This is a genomic window from Streptomyces noursei ATCC 11455 (assembly GCF_001704275.1).
GTDB lineage: Bacteria > Actinomycetota > Actinomycetes > Streptomycetales > Streptomycetaceae > Streptomyces > Streptomyces noursei.
The window spans coordinates 5,687,135-5,705,916 of sequence record NZ_CP011533.1; the positions used below are offsets into that span (position 1 = coordinate 5,687,135).

The window sequence follows — 18,782 nt, forward strand, 5'->3', positions numbered from 1 at the left end:
CGGGTGCCCCTTTCAGCTATGGGAAAGGTGGGGCACACGCTCCCCGTCGCGTGCCCCACCCATCTCCGAGATCAGGTGAGATAGAAAGTGGTGGCCTTCCGCCAATCTCCACCGTCGTCCGGCCGCTTACGCGAGATAGCGCCGGTGTCGGAGTTGAACCAGTATTCCGACGTGCTCAATCCGTTATTGTGGGTGATCGGGCCAAGCTGGCGTCCGATCCGTTCGGTCAGTTCCTTGTACTGGCGGTATATCCCGGAGCCACCGTCATTGAGAACGGCAAGGGAGTTGTCCCGCCGCATGATGACCGCCGACACAAACTCCCCGTTGTCTCCCTCGTGGAAATGCCACTCAAGAGAGATGAAAGGGACCGCAATCAGTTCCCGCTTGTCCCTGATCACAGGGTAGGAGCTGGTGAACTCCTCAAAACTTGCGGCGTGTGATGCGACGGAGTCATATCCAGCTTCCCGGATTTTCGCTATCTCTTCGTCGGTGAAGTGCTTCACCTCCGGTCCAGTGGTGGTTACGTCGGTGCTTTGCGTCGCCTTGCGCGGCAATGTGACCTCCGTGTGTCGCGGGGTGGGTGAGCACTGTAAGCAGATGTTTGCGGCGCATGCCAGCGTTTACATATTCGTCTTTTGTATGGAGGAACGCGGATCGATAGCGGGGAAATCTAGCGGAAGTCCCGCACTATTGGTCTTTCCGCGACGCGAATGAATGCGGATTGCGAGACGAATACGCAACAGAAACAGATACTTTTTCATGCGGAAGTCCCCCCGCTACCCGGCCGCGCCTTGACCGCACCCCCCGAACTCCCCGGCGGATTGCCGGAGTTGACGCCAGAGTTCCCCGTGCAGCCACCCTGCACCCGCGTCGCGTCGTCCGTCGTCATGCCCTGTGGCAGTAGGAACACCGCCGGGGCCTGAGCCGTCGGGGTAGTCCCGTCGTTCACCGCCTGGCCCTGCTTCCCGGCCCCCGCCGGCATACCCTGACCAGCCGGTTTCTTCGACGAACCCTTGACCCGCTCCCACAGGTACATGCCTGCGACCCCGCCGAGAATCCACACCCACATGGGCCATGGCCCGACATCCTTGGTGAAGAACTCACGATCCACCTCAGCCATCACGACCCCCAATCACCTGAGTCGTCGCCGAGTACGTCTGTCCCCGGTAGCGCTGCTCCGTGAGCCTGTTGCGCCGGGGCCTGGTCATGTTCTTGGGCTTGTTGCTGCCCTTCGTCCTGGCGGCCTTCATGGCAACGGGGGTGCCGGTGTGGAGCCCTGTCCGGTCCTGGTGCGACCCGCCCGACCAACGGCGCCAGGTGTACGTGTCCATGTGCAGCTCTGCACGGATGGGCCCAGAGTCGGTCCACCTGAGTGGATCGGCGGCCGGTCGGTAGTTCCCGGCCCGCCAGTAAGGCCCCCTGCGGCGCGTCTCAACGGCGCCTGAGGGGTTGGCGAACACGGGACCGCCGACACGCTCCATGCGGCTCCAGGCACGCCGGATACGGCCGCTCTCAGGCGGTCCGCCGGAAGCGTCGCCACGTCGCGGGGTCGCTGTGTCGTAGCGGGGCCGGGCGTACGGCAACGGGGTGCTGCTGCGGTGTCCCATCACGACCACGACCCCCCGCCCGTCGCGGCCTTGATCATCGAAGAGAACGAAGATCCAACGGAGTTGACCAGTGAGGGCCCCTGTGATCCCGGTCGGACCAGGACCATGATTCCGGCGACGATGATCACGCCGGTAAGAATGTCAACGATCTTGTTCACGTGCTCACGCTCCCGTTTCCCTGAGTTCCATTTCCTTGACTTCCGTTTCCTGGGGCCCCGTTTCCCTGAGTTCCCATTCCAGTCCCGAAGCCACTGTTGGTGGTTGGCCACGTCACACCGGAGAACAGTGTTTGCGTCGCGGTGTCGCTGGACTTCTTCGCATTCGTATCGTCGCCGGATTGGAGAGCTTCGCCGAGTTTCCCCAGGGCGCCGGAAACCAACAGTCCTTCCCGGGCCGACCCTCCGTAGACCAGCAACCCGAGCACAATCAACCCGCCGAGACCGGCCGCTACCTTTCCCGTCCTGGCTCCGAATTTTGAGGCCAGCATCAGGAGTACGAACGTCAGCCATACCGCGACAAGACGTTTCAGCCACGCCACGGGAGAGAAATTCTTAGCCACCAGGGGAAAGAGAGCGATGATGATCAAAGCGGCAAGGAACTCCGCCTTCACCGCCTGCGGGTAGCGTCCCGTTGCCTTGGGGAGTGGAACACCAGGCCGCTTACCGCCCTTTGCCTTCCCCTTCGGTGCCGGGGCCCCCTTTGCCTTCCCCTGCGGCTTCCCGCTTGCCTGGTCTTTGGCTCCCTTCGCTGCAACCACCATGGCTCCAGCCTTGACGGCCGGGATCGGTGCGACTTTGGCGGCAACTTGGGCGGCTTGCTGCACCTTTTCGCTAGGCACCGCCACCCCCCTTTTCGCTGGACTGCACCTTGCTGAAGAACTGGCCGAGCATTTCCGACATGGTTCCTTCGTGGCCGTGCACGCCGATCCAAATCAGCATGGCGCCCACGCCCATGAGCACCAGGCCGATTACGTCGCCCATGACTGTCGGCAAAGGTCTGTGGCTTCAGCGATCACCAGGCGTGCCGAGAACTGGCGGAAGAACTCCGCCAGGAGCGCGTAGGCGACCGCCCCGAGCACGACACCGGCCGTGAACCTAGACTCCATTGCGGAGCCCCTTGAAACCGGACAGGAGAATGGTTGGAGAGATCAGCAAGGCTGCCAGCCATCCGACAAAGAACGCAATGACGACGTGCTTACTCATGCGATATCAACCCCCGTGAGCATTGCGGAAAACATGACGGAGCACGGCATACGTTCCGAACTCCGCCAAGACCAGAAGAACGAGATAGACCGTGGTCGGGTGCCATGCGGTGACTCCTCCCTTCCGGGAAAAATTCGGACTGTTGACCGGCTGACTGTTGGGGATATCGTCGGAGGAACCCCCGAGATTCATACCGAGTCGGTATTGCATGCTCACACCCCCTCAAGTTCGACGGGAACCGGTGCGACGGGTACGACTTCATCCGTGATGAACTCAGCCGTTCCGGGAACGTTCGCAGCGTCATTCGGCGTTGAGGACTCGATCACGAGATACGTAGCGTTGGACGTACCAAGCCAGTATTCGCCGATAAGGTCACCCGGGCGCCGGAATCGCGGAATGACGTACACGCCTGTCTCACGGTGGCTCGTGCCATTCGCGAGGAACGGATAGAAGTCCGTCATCTTATTGACGATGGTTGTCGGGGAGAATACGGACAGGGAACGGTCATCGAGGCGGAACCGTACCGGCGACGACAGATAATCCTGCCGGACACCCTTCGAGTCACGGGCCACAATGATGAGGCAGCGCACTTCATTGCCGGTATTGGTGAGCTGAAATGTGTTGTCAGCCCCGGCAGCGTTCAACGTGAGAATCTGGTGCCGGGTAATCGCGGCGACCGCCAACCCATCGGGCCGGGCCTGAATGGGGTTGCCATGCAAGTCCGCCGTATCCGTTTGCGCCCACGCCTCCATCACTCCCGTGACGGTGGTAATCGGCATGGTCGCCGGAACGGTGCTGTAGACCTGGGATGCCGGCGCCATGGTGATGCGAATGCGGTACTGCGCTCGCGCGTCGGTGTTCGCCAAGACTCCGGCGGTGTCACGGATTTCAGGGAACATACGCAGCTCGAAGGAGAAATTGCCGCCGGAGTGCCCGAGGTTCTGTGCTCGCGGCCCCCGTGCCGGATCGCCGTGCCAGGGGGCGCAGTACTTGTTCTGCAAGTACCACGAGAACCCGTTCATCGGGTACTTGATCGGAGACCCGTCGATGTTCTCCAGGGAAATACTCTGGATAATCGACCATGGTGCGTCCTCGTGGTACTTGGCGCTACCGGCCCCACCCGAGTTGCTGACCTGAATGCGGATGCCCCGCAGGAACCCACCGGGCGTGATGTTGTGGACGTATTCGTGAGCGGAAGAGTCCTGAACCAGTGAGAATTGGAAGTTCTGTTCACTGTAGTGGTTGGAGCCGACGACGAACGGAACACCGCCGGTAGCACTTGCCATGGCGCCAGGCGCCGCACCAGTGGCGCCATTAGTGGCAGCGGGCATGTGAATGATCCTTTCAATACTGGAAAGCCATCGCCTTACCAAGATGGTTCGCGAAAGAACTGTTGGACGCTGTCAGGTGGGCTGCAATGAGGCGCCAAAAGGTGCCGACCACGACGATTCCGAGAAAGGCGCCAAGCGCCGCCATGGCACTAAAGTGCGTGTGCATATTCACCCCCGTTCGACACAACGAAGAGAAACCCCGAGGAATCCCGGGAAAATGCTTTTGGGGAAGGCCCCGCGGCCCAGGGTACTACGCGATCCGCGAAATATACGCAAGCCGCTTTCTGCGATGAATGATGAGGAATTCTCGGGGCTCAAGAGACATCAATACTTCGGTGAACTTGCGCCGTCCGCCGATAATCTCGGCTACCCGTTTTGCTTCGTCCTCATCACTGGGCAGGAACGCGACAGACCACGTCGGTTCTGAATGCATATAGCGCGATACGTAGCGGGGTCGCTGTGTAGTCGCGACAATCGTGATCCCAAGGGACCGTGCCTCTCTCCAGTACTTCGTAATGAAGGGCTGCAAACGTAGATCCTGTTCGACGTACGCGATTTCATCGAACGCCACGATGGTATTCGCATCCGGTTTCCAGGTTTCCGCGAGAACGTCATAGATGGCTTTGCGTTGCTGCTGAACCCCTTCAGCAAGTCCCGTCGCCTTGGGCCAGAAAATGATGCGTTCTTCGCCGTAGGACGGTGGCCAAGTGCGACGCATCTTCCACTCACCGGTTCTGGTGAGTCGGGTCATGGTGGAGTCCGCCGGTTTCGTCGCGATAATGACCGCGTTCGCGCCGCTTCGTCTGGCCCGTTGGTCGATGATGTGCGTCATGAAAAACGACTTCCCGGAACCTGTCGGTCCCAGGATGGCCAAATGCTCAGGCTCCCACTTACCGCCCGGCCACCCCCATGAGCCGATGAATTCCGGCCCGAGTTCAGACCAGGGGACTCGTTCCGGGGGCATCGTCACCCCCGTTCTCGAAACGTGCCGTGATGTGGTGCATCCGTACCGCCTGGAGAATCGGGGTGACGTGCATGAGCAGCGGGATTACCCGGCCCATGTCAGCGGTCCGCGTGAGGTACTTCCGCGCCCATTCACTTTTCATGGCCAGCGCCGCGAGATCTTCCGCAATCAACGGGGCCTGTTGCCCGAGAACTCCGGCGCATACGTCATCTCGTGTTCCCCAAAAGAGGGCGGCAAGCTGCATGAACGCCTGCAATTGGTCGCGAATCTCCGCCTCAATCGACGCATTCGACCGGCGACCACGCCCCTTCTTCGACTTCTCTCCTGGCTTCGGTTCCTTTGCTGCTGTCGGCTCTGATTCGAGAACATCGAACTCAATTTGCGGTATCGACATGGCTCCCCCGGATCGGGCGCTGAGTGCTTACACTCAAAGCATGCCAGCGAATTCCAGGAAACGGCGGGCGTGTTCCCACCCACCCATGCCGGCACCCGCGTTTGCACTGGTCAGAGCGAGAAAACACAGGGTGCCTCACGGCCCCACGACCGCCCGGAAAAGGCAGGGAAACCCATGGCACGTTTGAGCGCCGAAGAAAAAGCACTTCTTAAGCGATTGATGGAAGAAGCAGAACAAGAACAGAGCGAAGCAGAACCCGAAAAGATGGCCGACCAAGTAGACGCGGCCGGATCGGAAGAGATCATAGTTTTCCGAGGGAACGCGGAAGCGTTCAAAAAGGCTTTCGGATTCGCCGCTCCGGAAGCGCCGAAGAACGAGGAAAGCGCCAAGGAAGCCAGCGAGGAAACCGCCGAAGCCGAAGCCGAACCAGAGCGAAAGAAGGAACCTAAGTCACCGAGTAGGAGCAAGTACTTTGGCTGACTCCGTCGTTCAAGCGATCCTTGACGCCACCCGCGACCCCCACGTTCGGGAATCCATGCTGCTGGGCTCCCGACTGGAGTCGAGTTGGAACCCCAATGCAGTGGGCGACAACGGGACCTCCTTCGGCCCCTTCCAAATCCACCTGCCAGCCCATCCCGGGGTCACGGCCGCCCAGGCGCAGAACCCCGCATGGGCGACCCGCTACATGCTGTCCGCCTACCAACGCGGTGCAGCAGCCCAACCGGCGTCCCTGTGGCAGTCCAACCCCGAGAGGGCCGCAGAGCAAGCTGCGGTGGCCGCTGAAGCCCCGGCGGAGTCCTACTACTCCGGCCGGGGCGCTGAGACGGTACACGCGGCCTGGCGGTCCACGGTGAGCGCCCTGGGGGGTCATGCACCCGCCGACGGAGCCACGCCAGGGGCCGGGGCCGGCGGTGGGGGCACGGCCCAGAATGCTGGGCTCTTCGACTTCGGGCTAGGCGGTTTGGTATCGGCAATTGCCGTGCCGTTCGCGATGATTGCTCAGCCTTTCGCGGAGATAGGCACCCTGCTTACGTGGTGGTGGACCAACCGCATGAAAGTCGCGTTCATCGCTGTGGGCGTCGTGTTCTTCATTATCGGACTGGTCTTCTTCGCAAAGGACAACCTATGAAGTTCAGAATCAAGGCGGGTGCCGAGGTCGATTTCCTCACGAAGGATGAACTTAATCAGGTACTCACCGACCAACTAGGCCCATGGCGGGGTGGAGTTCGATACAAGCGCATCCCCTACTCAGGAACCCTCCCCGTTACCGTCGATGCGCCGGAATCCGGATTCGTGTGGTCGGTCAAGTTGGTGTCCGCCGCGTTCGACGCACGCAGCACACTTCGCGTGTACACGCAGACCACCGACCCATCATCGCTGGTTGGCGTCGAACGTGGGGAGGAAGCCGAACACGTCATGCGCTGGCAGGACAACCAACTCATCCTGTTCGGCACTCAGCCGCTCATCGTGGCTGGATCGGGTGAAGCCGAACGCGTCGCAGGACTCATGTACGTGGCCGAAGTTCCCGTTGGTCGGGAATGGCAACTCTGACGCCGCGTCGGGAATGCCTGTCTGTGTAGCGATGTTAAGAGGATGGGTTCAGCAATGCTACGTAGTGAGCTTCCGTCATATGTCTACGGCATGCGATGAGTTGAAAAGAAACCTTGATCATCCGGTCACAGTTTATTCACACACAGTCTGACTACTGGTCAGTTAGAATTACACGGCTGTAAGCCGTTCTAACGGAATGGGGGACATCATGCTGTCTGAGACTCCGATAGAGACAGTGCCGGAGAACGAGGTACCGGCCGGGCGTGGACGCCCCGGCCCCGTCCTTCCCTCCTGGCTGCTGGAGAGCATCGCCACAAGCGCCAAAGACGATGTGTGGCTCTCCGCCAAGTTCAAGACGTCCGACGAAGCCGAAGAGCTGGCGAAGCTACTCCACTACGTCAACCGCTCCACCCGCTTCGCTTACCACGTCGCCACGCGCCGTGACGAAACCGCCGAAGGGCACCGCGTCCTGTTCAAGGCAGAAACCAATGGCTGAGGCAACCCTTATCTTGCGGGCCGAGTTGTACCGCGAAGCCGACGACACATTCAGCGTCGAAATCGTCGATCCGGTCACAGGGAAAACCGAACGCCAACCGATTCCCGCTCAGTATGCAGCGATGCTCCCCCAGGTAATCGCCATGCTCAGGTAGGCACGTGCGCAATGAACGCCCCGACCCCGCGTCGGGGCGTTCCGCATTTCCGAACCAATAATGAGGGATTTTCGTGTCTGATCTTTCGCCTATCACCGAACAAGGCTCACTTGTGGACGGAACCGCATTCGGTGCTCCCGGCCAACAAGTCTGGGCAATCCAATTCCCGGCGGACAACCGCCCGCGATCCTTCTACCGGATAGCTATCAGCCCCCCTACCGGAATCCCACCGAACACCACACTCGAATTGCGGAATGACAGCGTGATGATTTCCGGGGCGCCGAGTGCCACCACGCGGGAATTCGAGCCGTACCACAAGGTTGCCATCCCTCCCGGGACGCGGCTGTATCTCGTGTGGCTCACGGACATCGGTGCGAACCCTCCTGTGGCGACTCTCTTCACGCAACTTGAGGGGCTGATCTGATGCCCTGGGGTGAAGGGACCCAACGCGCCTTTGATTCACTGCACGTCTACGATGCCGGCGGGAAGCTGGTGGCGCACATCGACGGGGAAGGGAACGCCACCTTCCAGACCGTGACCGTGAAAGTCGGACGGCTGCGGCGCATATGGCGACGACTGCACGGCAAAAAGCGTCCACAGGTTGGGAGAAACCCAGAGAAATAGGGGGCGAGTCACTAAAATGGAGAGCATGACGGACGCTGAGATTCCCGAACTGGCCGCAATCTTCGCCCCTCGCACCATCGGCCCCACCCTCATAGTCGAAGGCTTCGGCGCAAAGCTCACCGTAGAACGCGGACAGTTGGCCATCCATGACGGCTTCGGCCCGCACCGCCGTACAGAAAAGCTGTCGCGCATTGAACGGCGAGTGGAACGCATCATCGTCACGGCCGTGGACGGCTACGTGACCCTTGATGCAATGCGCTGGTGCCGGGATGTCGGAATCAGCGTCGTCATGCTCGATCCGGCCGGGGACGTCCTCATGACGTCCGAACACCCCTGGGGCGACGGCCGGTTGCACCAGGCCCAAGCCATGGGCAGCCCCAAGGCCATGCGCTACATCATGGACCGGAAGCTGACAGGACAGTACGAGGTGAGCGAGCACCCCCGGATCAAAGACGGTTTGATCCGGCTGCACGACGCTGAAAGCCTCTCGGAAATCTCCGCGATCGAAGCCAAAGCCAGCCGGTACTACTGGGCAAGCCTGCGGGGCACGAAAGTGAACTTCCGCGATGATGTGCCCGAGCATTGGAAGACGTTCCAACGGCGTTCATCGTCATTGCAGGCGACCGGGAAGACACCCCGAAAGGCTGTGACCCCGTTTAACGCCATGCTGAATCTCGCCTACTCCATTGGGTACGCGGAATCTCGGCTTGCCTGTCACGCCCTGGGACTCGATACGGAGATGGGGTTGCTGCACCGGCCGAAGGGAGAGAACAGGTCTCACAGTATGACGCTGGATTTGGTCGAAGTTGCTCGCCCATATGTAGACCAAATGATTCTAAATGTAGTTTCAGAGAGGGTGTTCACCCGCCGCGACTTCTACGAGACAATAGAAGGGCAATGCACAGTAGGCAGTCCGCTTGACCGGGAAATCATCGAACGGGCACGAGAGGCAGTCAGGCAACCACTTGCGGAAGCCGCTGAAGATGTAGCGCACATTCTTGGGGAATCGTGCGATATCCCGGTTGGAAAGCGAACGCCCCTGACACGGCGGAACGCAAAACGGAGGAACCAGTGCAAGGACTAGAGTTCTCAATTGCGATGATCGCGGGATGGGCCGACAAGAACAGCACCGAGTTCAAAGACTGGTGCACCGGACAGGGAATGCCGGACCTCAACGTTCCAGGTCTCATTGACTACATGTGCCACATCGTCATGAGCGACCACGCAATAGACCGTGATGACCTACGCTTGATCCTTCTCTTCGGAGACTTCGCCTCACAAGACCGAGAGGCGTACGCAGAATGGGTCACCACCCAATTCAACGTCCCGCCCCTAATTGCGAACATGACTCTCGTGACAACCACGTTCACCGGAGTTGAACTGACCGCCTGACCCCGCCAGCCCCACGGCCACCCTCCAACGTCACGGAGGGTGGCCGTTCGCATGCCCGCCCACCCATGGCTACACAGAGCCACGGATGGTTACATGAAGGACGGGTTCAGCAGGGTCTATCACTACTCCCCCTCCGCCGGACGGGGGAGCAGGCGCCCTCCGGGCCCGTCCCGGACGCCTCAGGGCCTCGGCCGTCTCAGGAGCGTGGCACGGTGAAGGTGACCTTCTCGGTGGCCTCCCGGGCGGCCAGCGCGTCCCCGTCCAGCCGGTCCTGATGCCGGCACAGCACCACCGAGCCGCCCGCCGCCAACGGCGCGTACAGCCCCAGCGACAGGCCCCGCCAGGTGTCGTAGCCGAGCCCCGACAGCACCCGCGGCGCCGGCGGCAGCCCCGCGGCCGCGGCATCCGCCAGCGCCCGCTCGCCGATCCCGGCGCCGGTCAGCTCCTCGCCGCCGACCGCCAGCGCCGGCGCGCCCGGATCCACCGGGACGAACGGCGCGAACCGGTCGCCCTGGCCCGGCACCTCGACGGCGTAGTCCGCGAAGCCGGCCGGCGGCTGCGGGAACCGGCCGCCCAACGGGCGCAGCGCCAACGCCACCCGCTCCCCGGAGCAGGCCCGTGCCGCGTCGAGGGAATCCGGGCCGCTGACGACGAGATCGGCCGCGGCCGGATCACCGCCCACCTCCGCGACCACGCCCACCGAGGAACAGGCCACCAGCCAGACGGCGGTCTGCCAGTGCGCGGGCAGCAGCAGCGCGAGCCGGTCGCCGGGCTCGGCGGCCAGGTCGCCCTGGAGGTAGTTGGCGGTCTTCGCCACCCAATTGGCGAAGGTCGCGACGGAGAGTTCCACGCGCTCGCCGGTGGCGTCGTCGTAGAAGGTCACCAGGGGGCGGCCCGGGTCCGCGGCGAGCGCGGAACCCAGCAGGTCGGCGGGGGTGCGGTCGGTGGCGTTCATCGCGGCCAGAGTACGCGCGCGGGCCACTGACGGTCAGTCGGGTACGGTCCGCGCCGGCCACCGGTTCGGCCGATGCCCCGTCAGACCAGCGTTGGCGGGCCGCTCCGGGCCGTGTCCAGGATTTCCCTATGCGCCCTTTTCTCGCGACCTGCCTCGGCGCCGCGTGCACGGCCGCCCTCGCCCTGCCCCTCGCCCCGGTCTCCGCGGCCAGCACCGGCTCCACCGGAGCGTCCGGTGCCAGCACCGGCTCCACCGGAGCGGCTGTCGCCGCGCGCCCTGCTGCCGCGCGCTCTGCTGCCGCGCGCTCTGCTGCCGCGCGCCCTGCTGCCGCGCGCTCTGCCGTCGCGCGCTCTGCTGCCGCGCGCGGTGCCGCCGGGCCCGGCACGGCGAGCACCCCCGACCTGCCGGGCGCCACCCAGTCCCTGCCCCTGCCGAGCCTCGCCCCGACCGCCCGGCGCGGCCCCGTCCAGGACACCGCCCCGCCACAGACGCAGGCCGTCCGCGAACTGGCGCCCCGCACGGTCCGGCCGTTCTCCCTCGTCGGCGTCGTCTGGGACGACGCCGCGGTCCCCCTCCGCGGCCGGGTCCAGATCCGTACCCGGGCCCGCGGCAGCGGCCGGTGGTCCGGCTGGCAGGACATCCAGACCGACAGCGACGACGCCCCCGACCTCGGCGCCGGGGAGGGCCGCGGCGGCGCCGCACGCGGCAGCACGGCGCCCCTGTGGGTCGGCGCCAGCGACGCCGTCCAACTGCGCCTCACCCCCGCCGACCCGCACCGCGCCCCCAGCGTGCTCCCGCACGGCCTCCGCCTGGAACTCGTCGACCCCGGCCCGGAGACCCCCGCCGTGCGCGGCGGCGGCCCGCCCGGCACCCCCGAGGCCGCCAGCTCCGCCGCCAACGCGCCCCTCGCGCCGGCCGGCGCCACCGAGATCCCCGCCGCCGACCAGGCCGCGACCCAGGCCGACGTCACCGTCGCCGGCGGCCCCGCCGGCGGCCCGGTGCACATCGGTGCCCGCCCGCGCATCGTCACCCGGGCCGGCTGGGGCGCCGACGAGAGGCTCCGCGAGAACCGCTTCGTCTACACCCACGCCGTCCGCGCCGTCTTCGTCCACCACAGCGCCACCGGCAACAACTACACCTGCGCACAGGCCCCTTCGGTGATCCGCGGCTTGTACCGCTACCACGTCAGAAGCAGCCACTGGCGGGACATCGGCTACAACTTCCTGATCGACAAGTGCGGCACCATCTACGAGGGCCGCGCCGGCGGCGTCGCCAAATCCGTACTCGGCGCCCACACCCTCGGCTTCAACAACGACAGCACCGGCATCGCCCTGCTCGGCTCCTTCGGCAAGACCGCGCCGTCGCGCCCCGCCGTCCAGGCACTGGGCCGCCTCGCGGCCTGGAAGCTCGGCCTCTCCGGCACCGATCCGCGCGCCCGGACCCCGATGATCTCCACCGGCGGCAACCTCTACCGGAAGGGCCTGACCGTCCGACAACACGTCATCTCCGGCCACCGCGACGGCTTCAAGACGGAATGCCCGGGCGCCCTCCTGTACGCCGACCTGCCCGCGGTGCGGCAGGCGGCGGCCCGCCTCCAGGGCCGTTGAGCCGATCCCCGCGGGCCGCCGTGAAACATCTCACCCCACCGTTGCGCGGCAGACGCTCCGGACACTAAGCCGATCCCTAGTTCCGTACGTCCTACAGTCCGCGATACCACCCGCCACCCCGCCACCAAGACCCACCCCGTCCCGTTTCGTCCCGGCGTCCCACCGAAGGAGACCGACGCACCATCTGCCTACACTGGTCCGCCGACCGGCCGACCCCAGCAGGAAGCAGACAAGACCCGTGAGCGTCGCACGTGCAGCCGCCGGGCCGCAGTCGACGACGATGCCGCACCGCTGTGCTGCGGGGCGGAGAAGCGAACACAGAGGACACAGTGACTGAAGCGATCCTCCTGGTCGGCGGCAAGGGCACCCGACTGCGCCCGCTGACGGTGCACACGCCCAAGCCCATGGTCCCGGCCGCCGGCGTGCCCTTCCTGACCCATCAGCTGGCCCGCGCCCGCGCCGCCGGCGTCGAGCACATCGTCCTGGCCACGTCCTACCTCGCCGAGGTCTTCGAGCCGTACTTCGGCGACGGTTCCGCGCTCGGCCTGCACCTGGAATACGTCACCGAGGTCGAGCCGCTGGGCACCGGCGGCGCCATCCGCAACGTCGCCTCCCGGCTGCACTCGGGCCCCGACGACCCGGTGCTGATCTTCAACGGCGACATCCTCACCGGCCTGGACATCCGCGCCCTGGTCGACACCCACCGCACCAGCGGCGCCGACGTCTCGCTGCACCTCACCCGGGTCGAGGACCCGCGCGCCTTCGGGCTCGTCCCCACCGACGACACCGGCCGGGTCACCGCCTTCCTGGAGAAGCCACAGACCCCCGAGGAGATCGTCACCGACCAGATCAACGCCGGCGCCTACGTCTTCAACCGGTCGGTCATCGACACCATCCCCGCCGGCCGCCCGGTCTCCGTCGAACGCGAGACCTTCCCCGGCCTGCTCGCCGACGGCGCGCACCTCCAGGGCATGGTCGACTCCACCTACTGGCTCGACCTCGGCACCCCGCAGGCGTTCGTCCGCGGCTCCGCCGACCTGGTCCAGGGCCGCGCCCCGTCCCCGGCCGTCCCCGGCCGCCGCGGCGACCGCCTCGTCCTGGACGGCGCCGAGGTCGCCCCGGACGCCAAGCTCGGCGGCGGCACCGTCGTCGGCCCCGCGGCCCGGGTCGGCGCCGGCGCCCAGGTCGACGGCAGCACGGTCCTCGACGGCGCGGTGATCGAACCCGGAGCCGTGGTCCGCGACTCGCTGATCGGCGCCGGCGCCCGGATCGGGGCCCGCACGGTGCTGGACGGCGCGGTGATCGGCGACGGCGCGGTGGTCGGCGCCGACAACGAACTGCGCGGCGGCATCCGCATCTGGTGCGGCGCCGACATCCCCGCGGGCGCGGTCCGCTTCTCCTCCGACCAGTAACGGCCGGCGGCCGGGCCCGCGGGACGCTCCCGCAGGTCCGCGGCCGCGCCCCCTCCGGCCCGACCGCATCGCCTAACCTGGCCGCATGCCCGCCCGCACCTGGGTTCCGCCCGGCCCCTACGACCTGCACCGCACCCTCGGGGTGCTGCGCCGCGGTCCGGGCGACCCGGCGTTCGCGGTGCGCGGCGACGAGATCTGGCGGGCCTGCCGCACGCCGGAGGGCCCCGGCACCCTGTGCCTGGCGGCCCGCGCCGCCGAGGGCCACGTCGCGGCGACGGCCTGGGGCCCGGGCGCCCCGTGGCTGCTGGAGCGGCTGCCGGAGCTGCTGGGGGAGTCCGACGACCCGGCGGCGCTGACCGCCCGGCACCGCGTCGTCCACGAGGCGCGCCGCCGCCACCCCGGTGTCCGGCTCGCCCGCACCGGACTCGTCCTGGAGTCGCTGATCCCCTCGATCCTGGAGCAGAAGGTCACCAGCGACGAGGCGTACCGCGCCTGGCGGCTGCTGCTCCAACGGCACGGCACGCCCGCGCCCGGCCCCTGGGACCGGCTGCGGGTGATGCCCGAGCCGCGCGGCTGGGCGCTGATCCCGTCCTGGGAGTGGCACCGCGCCGGCGTCGACGCCAAGCGGTCGTCGACGATCCTGCGCGCGGTGCGGGCGGCGGCCCGGATGGAGGAGGCCGCCGGGATGGACCTCGGCGACGCCACCCGCCGGCTGACCGCGATCCCGGGCATCGGCCCCTGGACGGCCGCCGAGACCCTCCAGCGTGCCCTGGGCGCCCCCGACGCGATCACCGTCGGCGATCTGCACCTGCCGAAGATCATCGGCTATGCGCTCACCGGCCGGCGCGGCACGACCGACGAGGAGATGCTCCAGCTCCTGGCGCCCTACGCGGGACAGCGGCACCGCGCGGCCCGGCTGATCCTGCTCTCCGGCCTGGTCCCGCCGCGCCGCGCCCCGCGCTTCCCGGTGGGCGACATCGCCCGGCTGTGAACCGGGCGGCGCCGCCCACCGTGGGCGCCGGCCGACGATGCGACCGGGGATCCGTCAGCGGACGCGGACGAAGTCGTCCACGAGGCGCGCCGGCCGCTCCCGCGGCGCCGACGCCGGCCGTCCGATGGCCACCGCCCCCATCGGCTCCCACTCCGCGGGCAGTTCCAGCACCTCGCGGACCACGTCCCGGCAGAACATCGTCGAGGAGATCCACGCCGACCCCAGCCGCTCGCCGGCCAGCGCCACCAGGAAGTTCTCGATGCCCGCGCCGTGCGCGACGACGAACATCTCGCGCTCGGCGGCGGCCCGCCGGGCGTCCGGGTAGGCGTGCGCGCCGTCCAGCACCATGCACGGCACCGCCAGGTACGGCGCGTTGCGCAGCACGTCGCCGCGCCGCACCCGCTTGGCGATGGCCTCCTCCGACCTGCCGTCCGCCCGCAGGTCGGCCACCCAGGCGTCCCGCATCGCGTCCAGCAGCCGGGTCCGGGACCGCGCCGACTCCAGCAGGACGAACCGCCACGGCGTGGTGTGGTGCGGCGCCGGCGCGGTCAGCGCCGCGGCCACCGCGCGGCGCACCGCGCCCGGGTCCACCGGGTCGTCGGTGAACTCCCGGACGGTGCGCCGCAGCGTCACCGCCTCCCGCACGGCCTCGGAGGTGCCCAGCCGGAACATGTCGTCCGCGGCGTTGCGCACCAGCGCCCGCGCCCCGGGGTCCGCGTCGCCGTCCCCGTTCCCGGGCCCGTCGGCTCCCGCCCGTGCGGACGCAGACGTCACGACGTGCCGCAGCCCGCGCACCACCGCCACCGGCAGCCCGGTCGCCTTGCCCTTCACCAGGTCGCCCGCGGCGGCGAGTTCGTCCGCGGTGGCCACGACGGTGGCGACCAGCGGATTGCCGTACGCGTCGGTGCCGCCGCGCAGGTCGTCCAGCACCCGTACCCCGGCCGCCCCGATGGCGACGTCGGTCAGGCCACTGCGCCACGGGCGCCCGAAGGTGTCGGTGATGACCACGCCGACGTCGACGCCGAGCGTCTCGCGCAGCCCGGCGCGCAGCGCGCGGGCCGAGGCGTCCGGGTCCTCGGGCAGCAACAGGATCGTGCCCGAGGGGGTGTTGGAGGCGTCCACGCCGGCCGCGGCCATCACCAGGCCCCGGTGGTCCTGCACGATCCGCAGGGTGCCGCGGCGGGCCACCACCCGCACCGTCTCGGTGTCGATGGCCGCCTCGCGGTCGGCCGCCTCGACGATCCGGCCCTCCGCCTTGCTGACGATCTTCGAGGTGACCAACACCACATCGCCGTCGGCCAGTTGGGGTGCCCCGTCGGCGGTCGCCGCGGCCGCGATCAGCTTGACGAGGTCGTCGCCGGTCCGCACCTCGGGGATGCCCGGCAGCGCCCACACCCGGTACCCGGGTGCCTCCGACCCGGTCATGCCCGCACCTCCTCGGCCAGCGCCAGCGCCTCGCGGGCCATCGCCGCGGTCGCGTCCACGTCCGTCATCATCAGCGGCACCGCCCGGCAGCGGATCCCCGCCGCCTCGACGTCGGCCACCGCGCCCGCGTCCACGTCGTCCACCAGCCAGCCGTCCAGCAGGCCCGCCCCGTAGTGCCGGGCCACCGCCGCCGCGGTGGACTCCACGCCGACCGCCTCCAGCACCTTGTCGGCCATCCCGCGTACCGGGGCGTCCCCGACGATCGGCGAGAGCCCGACCACCGGCGCCGCGGCCTCCGCGACGGCCTCCCGGATGCCCGGCACGGCCAGGATCGTGCCGACGCTGACGACCGGGTTGGACGGCGGGAAGAGGATCACGTCGGCCGCGGCGAGGGCCTCCAGCACGCCGGGCGCCGGCTTGGCCTGCTCGGCGCCGACCGGTACCACGGCCAGCGCCGGCACCGAGGCCCGCAGCCGCACCCAGTACTCCTGGAAGTGCACCGCCTTGCGCTCGCCGCTCTCGTCCTCGACGGCGACGTGCGTCTCGACCCGGTCGTCGGACATCGGCAGCAGCCGCACGCCGGGCTGCCAGCGGTCGCACAGCGCCTCGGTGACGGCGCTCAGGGGATAGCCGGCACCCAGCATCTGGGTCCGGACGATGTGGGTGGCGAAGTCCCGGTCGCCCAGCCCGAACCACTCCGGCCCGACGCCGTACGCGGCCAGTTCCTCCTTCACCCGGAACGTCTCGTCCGTCCGGCCCCAGCCCTGGTCCTCGTTGATGCCGCCGCCGAGCGTGTACATCACGGTGTCGAGGTCGGGACACACCTTCAGCCCGAACAGATGGATGTCGTCACCGGTGTTGCCGATGACGGTGATGTCCGCGTCCGGAGCCGCTGCCTTCAGTCCCCGCAGAAAGCGGGCGCCGCCGATACCGCCGGCCAGAACCACAATGCGCATGCCCCTCAGTCTGTCAGCCGCAGGCTGAATCCTTGAGGGGCGGTGGCCGGGCGGACGGGCGGGCTATCAGCCGCAGGCCGATCCCTGGGGGGCGGTGGCCCCGGCCGTGGGAGTCCCCCCGCTCGAACGGAGTGGGGAGTCGGCGACCAGCTGGGCCTGCGGGAGCATCGGCATCTCGGTCAGGCCGGGGAAGTACACGTGCAGGCTGATGGCCGGCGCCAGTGCGTCGTTGACGACCTCGTGGGCGTAGCCGGGGGCGAACACCCGCTGGGCGCCGGCGGCCAGGGTGCGCGGCCCGCCCGCGGCGTGTTCGGTCAACTCGCCTTCCAGGACGGTCAGTACGCCCGAGGAGGGGCCGTGGTCGTGCCGGCCGCTGCCCTGTCCGGGGACCCAGCTCAACAGCCACACCTCGTAGCCGGGCCCGGTGCACAGGCGGTGGTACCAGCGGGTGGTGGCGTCGTAGCGGACCAGCGGGGCCCAGGCGGCGCGGTCGGCGGCGATCGAGCGGGCCAGGCCGACGAAGCCGGCGACGGTGGTGGGGTGGGCGGGGACGGGCGGCAGCAGGTGGGGGATGGCGAGCGGGTCGCCGGCGATCTGGACGTCGCTGTTCATGCGGGTTCCTCGGCGGAAGTGCGGGTGGCGCGCGGGGGTCCCTCCCGGCGGTGGCCGGGAAAAGGGGTGCGGCACGGCGCGGGCCGTTCCTCGTGGGGGCGCGGCGCGGTGGTCGCGGTGGAGCGGAGCGCTGGTGGGGTGCGACGAGCGCGGGGGGCTGGAGCTCAGTGGCTGCGACAGCTGGAACAGCGACAGCGGGCCTGCACAGCGCAGAGCGACCCGTAGGAACGGGTCAGTCGGTGCGCGGAGGTCGCTGGCATGCGGTCAAGGAGACACGGGGCGGCGGTGCGCTGTCAAACGGGGAGCGATGTGGCGGGCGTCGTTCACCTCATCCGGTTACCCCGTCCGGAGAAAGGTTTGTGCAGCCCACGGCGGGGAGAAGCGGTCATCAGTCGCACCCGGGGCCGCCGTTGCGGTCCTGTGATCCGGCTGTGATCTTCCCCGCTCCGGTGCGTGCGGTGCAACGCGGAACCCATGAGTTGACGTCTCACCCACTGAGAACAGAGCCGCGGGTCAACGGCCCGAGGAAGTGTCCTGGTTTTGGATGATTTGAACACTTTCCGCATACGCTTGGTTCCGCAGAGTGAATAAGAGGCCCAATAGCAGATCTCGGCTTGACTGGCCCGGATCAGCACACTTGTAATTTCACTCGTGTCGTTCAGCCGGATTCGATCACGGCTTGATCACGGGGACGTAAAGACAGACGAGGGGCGCACATGACCGAGCTGTTCCAGGAATTGCTGGTCGAGGAGGCGGACGAGGAGCTCGGCTGGCAGGAGCGCGCACTGTGCGCCCAGACCGACCCCGAGTCCTTCTTCCCGGAGAAGGGTGGCTCCACCCGCGAGGCCAAGAAGGTCTGCCTCGCCTGCGAAGTCCGCTCCGAGTGCCTCGAATACGCCCTCGCCAACGACGAGCGCTTCGGTATTTGGGGCGGTCTGTCCGAACGCGAGCGGCGCCGACTCAAGAAGGCCGCTGTCTGACCGTGACCGGCCAGCCTCCCGCACCAGCCCCCCGCGGTGGCACCGAGCGCGCCGCCGCACCACCCCAACTCCCCATATCCCCCTATAGCGAACGCACCGCCTCCAGCGCACTGCCCGCCGGAGGCGGTC

General features: G+C 67.3%; 21 protein-coding genes. 11 read left to right on the top strand and 10 right to left on the bottom strand.

Annotation, left to right across the window (positions count from 1 at the left end; translation table 11 throughout):
• Nucleotides 1-71: 71 nt before the first annotated feature.
• The 6 genes from SNOUR_RS24190 to SNOUR_RS24210 form a co-directional block, all read right to left on the bottom strand.
• The gene (locus SNOUR_RS24190) at nt 72-503 is read right to left on the bottom strand and encodes a hypothetical protein (protein ID WP_159425906.1); all 432 of its coding nucleotides are present in this window, start codon (nt 501-503) and stop codon (nt 72-74) included.
• Between the two features lie 1,258 nt (nt 504-1,761).
• Nucleotides 1,762-2,445, bottom strand: coding sequence for a hypothetical protein (locus tag SNOUR_RS46320; protein ID WP_159425907.1), 684 nt, complete (start codon nt 2,443-2,445; stop codon nt 1,762-1,764).
• Nucleotides 2,438-2,587: a hypothetical protein gene (locus SNOUR_RS46325; protein WP_159425908.1), complete on the bottom strand. Its 150-nt coding sequence runs from the start codon at nt 2,585-2,587 to the stop codon at nt 2,438-2,440. The genes SNOUR_RS46320 and SNOUR_RS46325 overlap by 8 nt, the downstream gene beginning before the upstream one ends.
• Nucleotides 2,588-3,021: 434 nt before the next feature.
• Nucleotides 3,022-4,140, bottom strand: coding sequence for a hypothetical protein (locus tag SNOUR_RS24205; protein ID WP_067350794.1), 1,119 nt, complete (start codon nt 4,138-4,140; stop codon nt 3,022-3,024).
• A 250-nt stretch (nt 4,141-4,390) separates the two neighbouring features.
• A complete protein-coding gene (locus SNOUR_RS45470; RefSeq protein ID WP_312633479.1) occupies nt 4,391-5,104 on the bottom strand; it encodes an ATP-binding protein in 714 nt (237 codons plus the stop codon).
• Nucleotides 5,076-5,498 (bottom strand): hypothetical protein, encoded by a 423-nt coding sequence (locus SNOUR_RS24210; protein WP_159425910.1) that lies wholly within the window; start codon nt 5,496-5,498, stop codon nt 5,076-5,078. Before SNOUR_RS24210 ends, SNOUR_RS45470 begins: the two co-directional genes overlap by 29 nt.
• A gap of 174 nt (nt 5,499-5,672) precedes the next feature.
• Here SNOUR_RS24210 and SNOUR_RS46330 point away from each other — a divergent pair, with 174 nt between their 5' ends.
• From SNOUR_RS46330 to SNOUR_RS24230, 7 genes are all read left to right on the top strand, one after another.
• Nucleotides 5,673-5,978, top strand: a complete 306-nt coding sequence (locus SNOUR_RS46330; RefSeq protein ID WP_159425911.1) for a hypothetical protein — start codon at nt 5,673-5,675, stop codon at nt 5,976-5,978.
• On the top strand, nt 5,971-6,627 hold the full coding sequence (locus SNOUR_RS24215; RefSeq protein ID WP_067350800.1) for an Asp23/Gls24 family envelope stress response protein: 657 nt from the start codon (nt 5,971-5,973) through the stop codon (nt 6,625-6,627). The genes SNOUR_RS46330 and SNOUR_RS24215 overlap by 8 nt, the downstream gene beginning before the upstream one ends.
• Nucleotides 6,624-7,049, top strand: a complete 426-nt coding sequence (locus tag SNOUR_RS46335; RefSeq protein ID WP_159425912.1) for a hypothetical protein — start codon at nt 6,624-6,626, stop codon at nt 7,047-7,049. Before SNOUR_RS24215 ends, SNOUR_RS46335 begins: the two co-directional genes overlap by 4 nt.
• Before the next feature lie 235 nt (nt 7,050-7,284).
• A complete protein-coding gene (locus SNOUR_RS46340) occupies nt 7,285-7,545 on the top strand; it encodes a hypothetical protein (protein WP_159425913.1) in 261 nt (86 codons plus the stop codon).
• Nucleotides 7,538-7,699: a hypothetical protein gene (locus tag SNOUR_RS46345; protein WP_159425914.1), complete on the top strand. Its 162-nt coding sequence runs from the start codon at nt 7,538-7,540 to the stop codon at nt 7,697-7,699. Before SNOUR_RS46340 ends, SNOUR_RS46345 begins: the two co-directional genes overlap by 8 nt.
• A 649-nt stretch (nt 7,700-8,348) precedes the next feature.
• Nucleotides 8,349-9,407, top strand: a complete 1,059-nt coding sequence (gene cas1 / locus SNOUR_RS24225; RefSeq protein ID WP_159425915.1) for a CRISPR-associated endonuclease Cas1 — start codon at nt 8,349-8,351, stop codon at nt 9,405-9,407.
• Nucleotides 9,395-9,715 (top strand): hypothetical protein, encoded by a 321-nt coding sequence (locus SNOUR_RS24230; protein WP_159425916.1) that lies wholly within the window; start codon nt 9,395-9,397, stop codon nt 9,713-9,715. Before cas1 ends, SNOUR_RS24230 begins: the two co-directional genes overlap by 13 nt.
• A 196-nt stretch (nt 9,716-9,911) precedes the next feature.
• On the opposite strand, the gene SNOUR_RS24235 is transcribed toward SNOUR_RS24230, so the two are convergent.
• The gene (locus tag SNOUR_RS24235) at nt 9,912-10,670 is read right to left on the bottom strand and encodes a TIGR03089 family protein (protein WP_067350820.1); all 759 of its coding nucleotides are present in this window, start codon (nt 10,668-10,670) and stop codon (nt 9,912-9,914) included.
• A gap of 128 nt (nt 10,671-10,798) precedes the next feature.
• Here SNOUR_RS24235 and SNOUR_RS24240 point away from each other — a divergent pair, with 128 nt between their 5' ends.
• From SNOUR_RS24240 to SNOUR_RS24250, 3 genes are all read left to right on the top strand, one after another.
• Nucleotides 10,799-12,277, top strand: a complete 1,479-nt coding sequence (locus tag SNOUR_RS24240) for a peptidoglycan recognition protein family protein (protein WP_067350823.1) — start codon at nt 10,799-10,801, stop codon at nt 12,275-12,277.
• Between the two features lie 329 nt (nt 12,278-12,606).
• Entirely contained in the window at nt 12,607-13,689 is a 1,083-nt protein-coding gene (gene manB / locus SNOUR_RS24245; RefSeq protein WP_039635872.1) for a mannose-1-phosphate guanylyltransferase, read from the top strand.
• An 85-nt stretch (nt 13,690-13,774) separates the two neighbouring features.
• Nucleotides 13,775-14,680: a DNA-3-methyladenine glycosylase family protein gene (locus tag SNOUR_RS24250; protein WP_067350825.1), complete on the top strand. Its 906-nt coding sequence runs from the start codon at nt 13,775-13,777 to the stop codon at nt 14,678-14,680.
• Nucleotides 14,681-14,734: 54 nt separating this feature from the next.
• Here SNOUR_RS24250 and SNOUR_RS24255 read toward each other — a convergent pair whose 3' ends face one another.
• The 3 genes from SNOUR_RS24255 to SNOUR_RS24265 form a co-directional block, all read right to left on the bottom strand.
• Nucleotides 14,735-16,105, bottom strand: coding sequence for a coenzyme F420-0:L-glutamate ligase (locus tag SNOUR_RS24255; protein WP_067350827.1), 1,371 nt, complete (start codon nt 16,103-16,105; stop codon nt 14,735-14,737).
• Complete coding sequence (cofD, locus tag SNOUR_RS24260) at nt 16,102-17,061, bottom strand: 2-phospho-L-lactate transferase (protein WP_067350829.1); 960 nt, start codon at nt 17,059-17,061, stop codon at nt 16,102-16,104. Before cofD ends, SNOUR_RS24255 begins: the two co-directional genes overlap by 4 nt.
• Nucleotides 17,062-17,127: 66 nt before the next feature.
• Nucleotides 17,128-17,673: a cysteine dioxygenase gene (locus SNOUR_RS24265; RefSeq protein WP_067350833.1), complete on the bottom strand. Its 546-nt coding sequence runs from the start codon at nt 17,671-17,673 to the stop codon at nt 17,128-17,130.
• A 716-nt stretch (nt 17,674-18,389) separates the two neighbouring features.
• Here SNOUR_RS24265 and SNOUR_RS24270 point away from each other — a divergent pair.
• Nucleotides 18,390-18,653, top strand: a complete 264-nt coding sequence (locus SNOUR_RS24270; RefSeq protein WP_003983763.1) for a WhiB family transcriptional regulator — start codon at nt 18,390-18,392, stop codon at nt 18,651-18,653.
• The last annotated feature ends 129 nt before the right edge of the window (nt 18,654-18,782 follow it).

Excerpts from the sequence above, each read along its gene's own strand:
- SNOUR_RS46345 (WP_159425914.1), top strand. The coding sequence starts at position 7,538 with ATGGCTGAGGCAACCCTTATCTTGCGGGCCGAGTTGTACCGCGAAGCC.
- cofD (WP_067350829.1), bottom strand. The coding sequence starts at position 17,061 with ATGCGCATTGTGGTTCTGGCCGGCGGTATCGGCGGCGCCCGCTTTCTG.
- SNOUR_RS24255 (WP_067350827.1), bottom strand. The coding sequence starts at position 16,105 with ATGACCGGGTCGGAGGCACCCGGGTACCGGGTGTGGGCGCTGCCGGGC.
- SNOUR_RS24270 (WP_003983763.1), top strand. The coding sequence starts at position 18,390 with ATGACCGAGCTGTTCCAGGAATTGCTGGTCGAGGAGGCGGACGAGGAG.
- SNOUR_RS24210 (WP_159425910.1), bottom strand. The coding sequence starts at position 5,498 with ATGTCGATACCGCAAATTGAGTTCGATGTTCTCGAATCAGAGCCGACA.
- cas1 (WP_159425915.1), top strand. The coding sequence starts at position 8,349 with ATGACGGACGCTGAGATTCCCGAACTGGCCGCAATCTTCGCCCCTCGC.
- SNOUR_RS24250 (WP_067350825.1), top strand. The coding sequence starts at position 13,775 with ATGCCCGCCCGCACCTGGGTTCCGCCCGGCCCCTACGACCTGCACCGC.
- SNOUR_RS45470 (WP_312633479.1), bottom strand. The coding sequence starts at position 5,104 with ATGCCCCCGGAACGAGTCCCCTGGTCTGAACTCGGGCCGGAATTCATC.
- SNOUR_RS46335 (WP_159425912.1), top strand. The coding sequence starts at position 6,624 with ATGAAGTTCAGAATCAAGGCGGGTGCCGAGGTCGATTTCCTCACGAAG.
- SNOUR_RS46330 (WP_159425911.1), top strand. The coding sequence starts at position 5,673 with ATGGCACGTTTGAGCGCCGAAGAAAAAGCACTTCTTAAGCGATTGATG.
- SNOUR_RS24240 (WP_067350823.1), top strand. The coding sequence starts at position 10,799 with ATGCGCCCTTTTCTCGCGACCTGCCTCGGCGCCGCGTGCACGGCCGCC.
- SNOUR_RS24205 (WP_067350794.1), bottom strand. The coding sequence starts at position 4,140 with ATGCCCGCTGCCACTAATGGCGCCACTGGTGCGGCGCCTGGCGCCATG.
- SNOUR_RS46325 (WP_159425908.1), bottom strand. The coding sequence starts at position 2,587 with ATGGGCGACGTAATCGGCCTGGTGCTCATGGGCGTGGGCGCCATGCTG.
- SNOUR_RS24265 (WP_067350833.1), bottom strand. The coding sequence starts at position 17,673 with ATGAACAGCGACGTCCAGATCGCCGGCGACCCGCTCGCCATCCCCCAC.
- SNOUR_RS24235 (WP_067350820.1), bottom strand. The coding sequence starts at position 10,670 with ATGAACGCCACCGACCGCACCCCCGCCGACCTGCTGGGTTCCGCGCTC.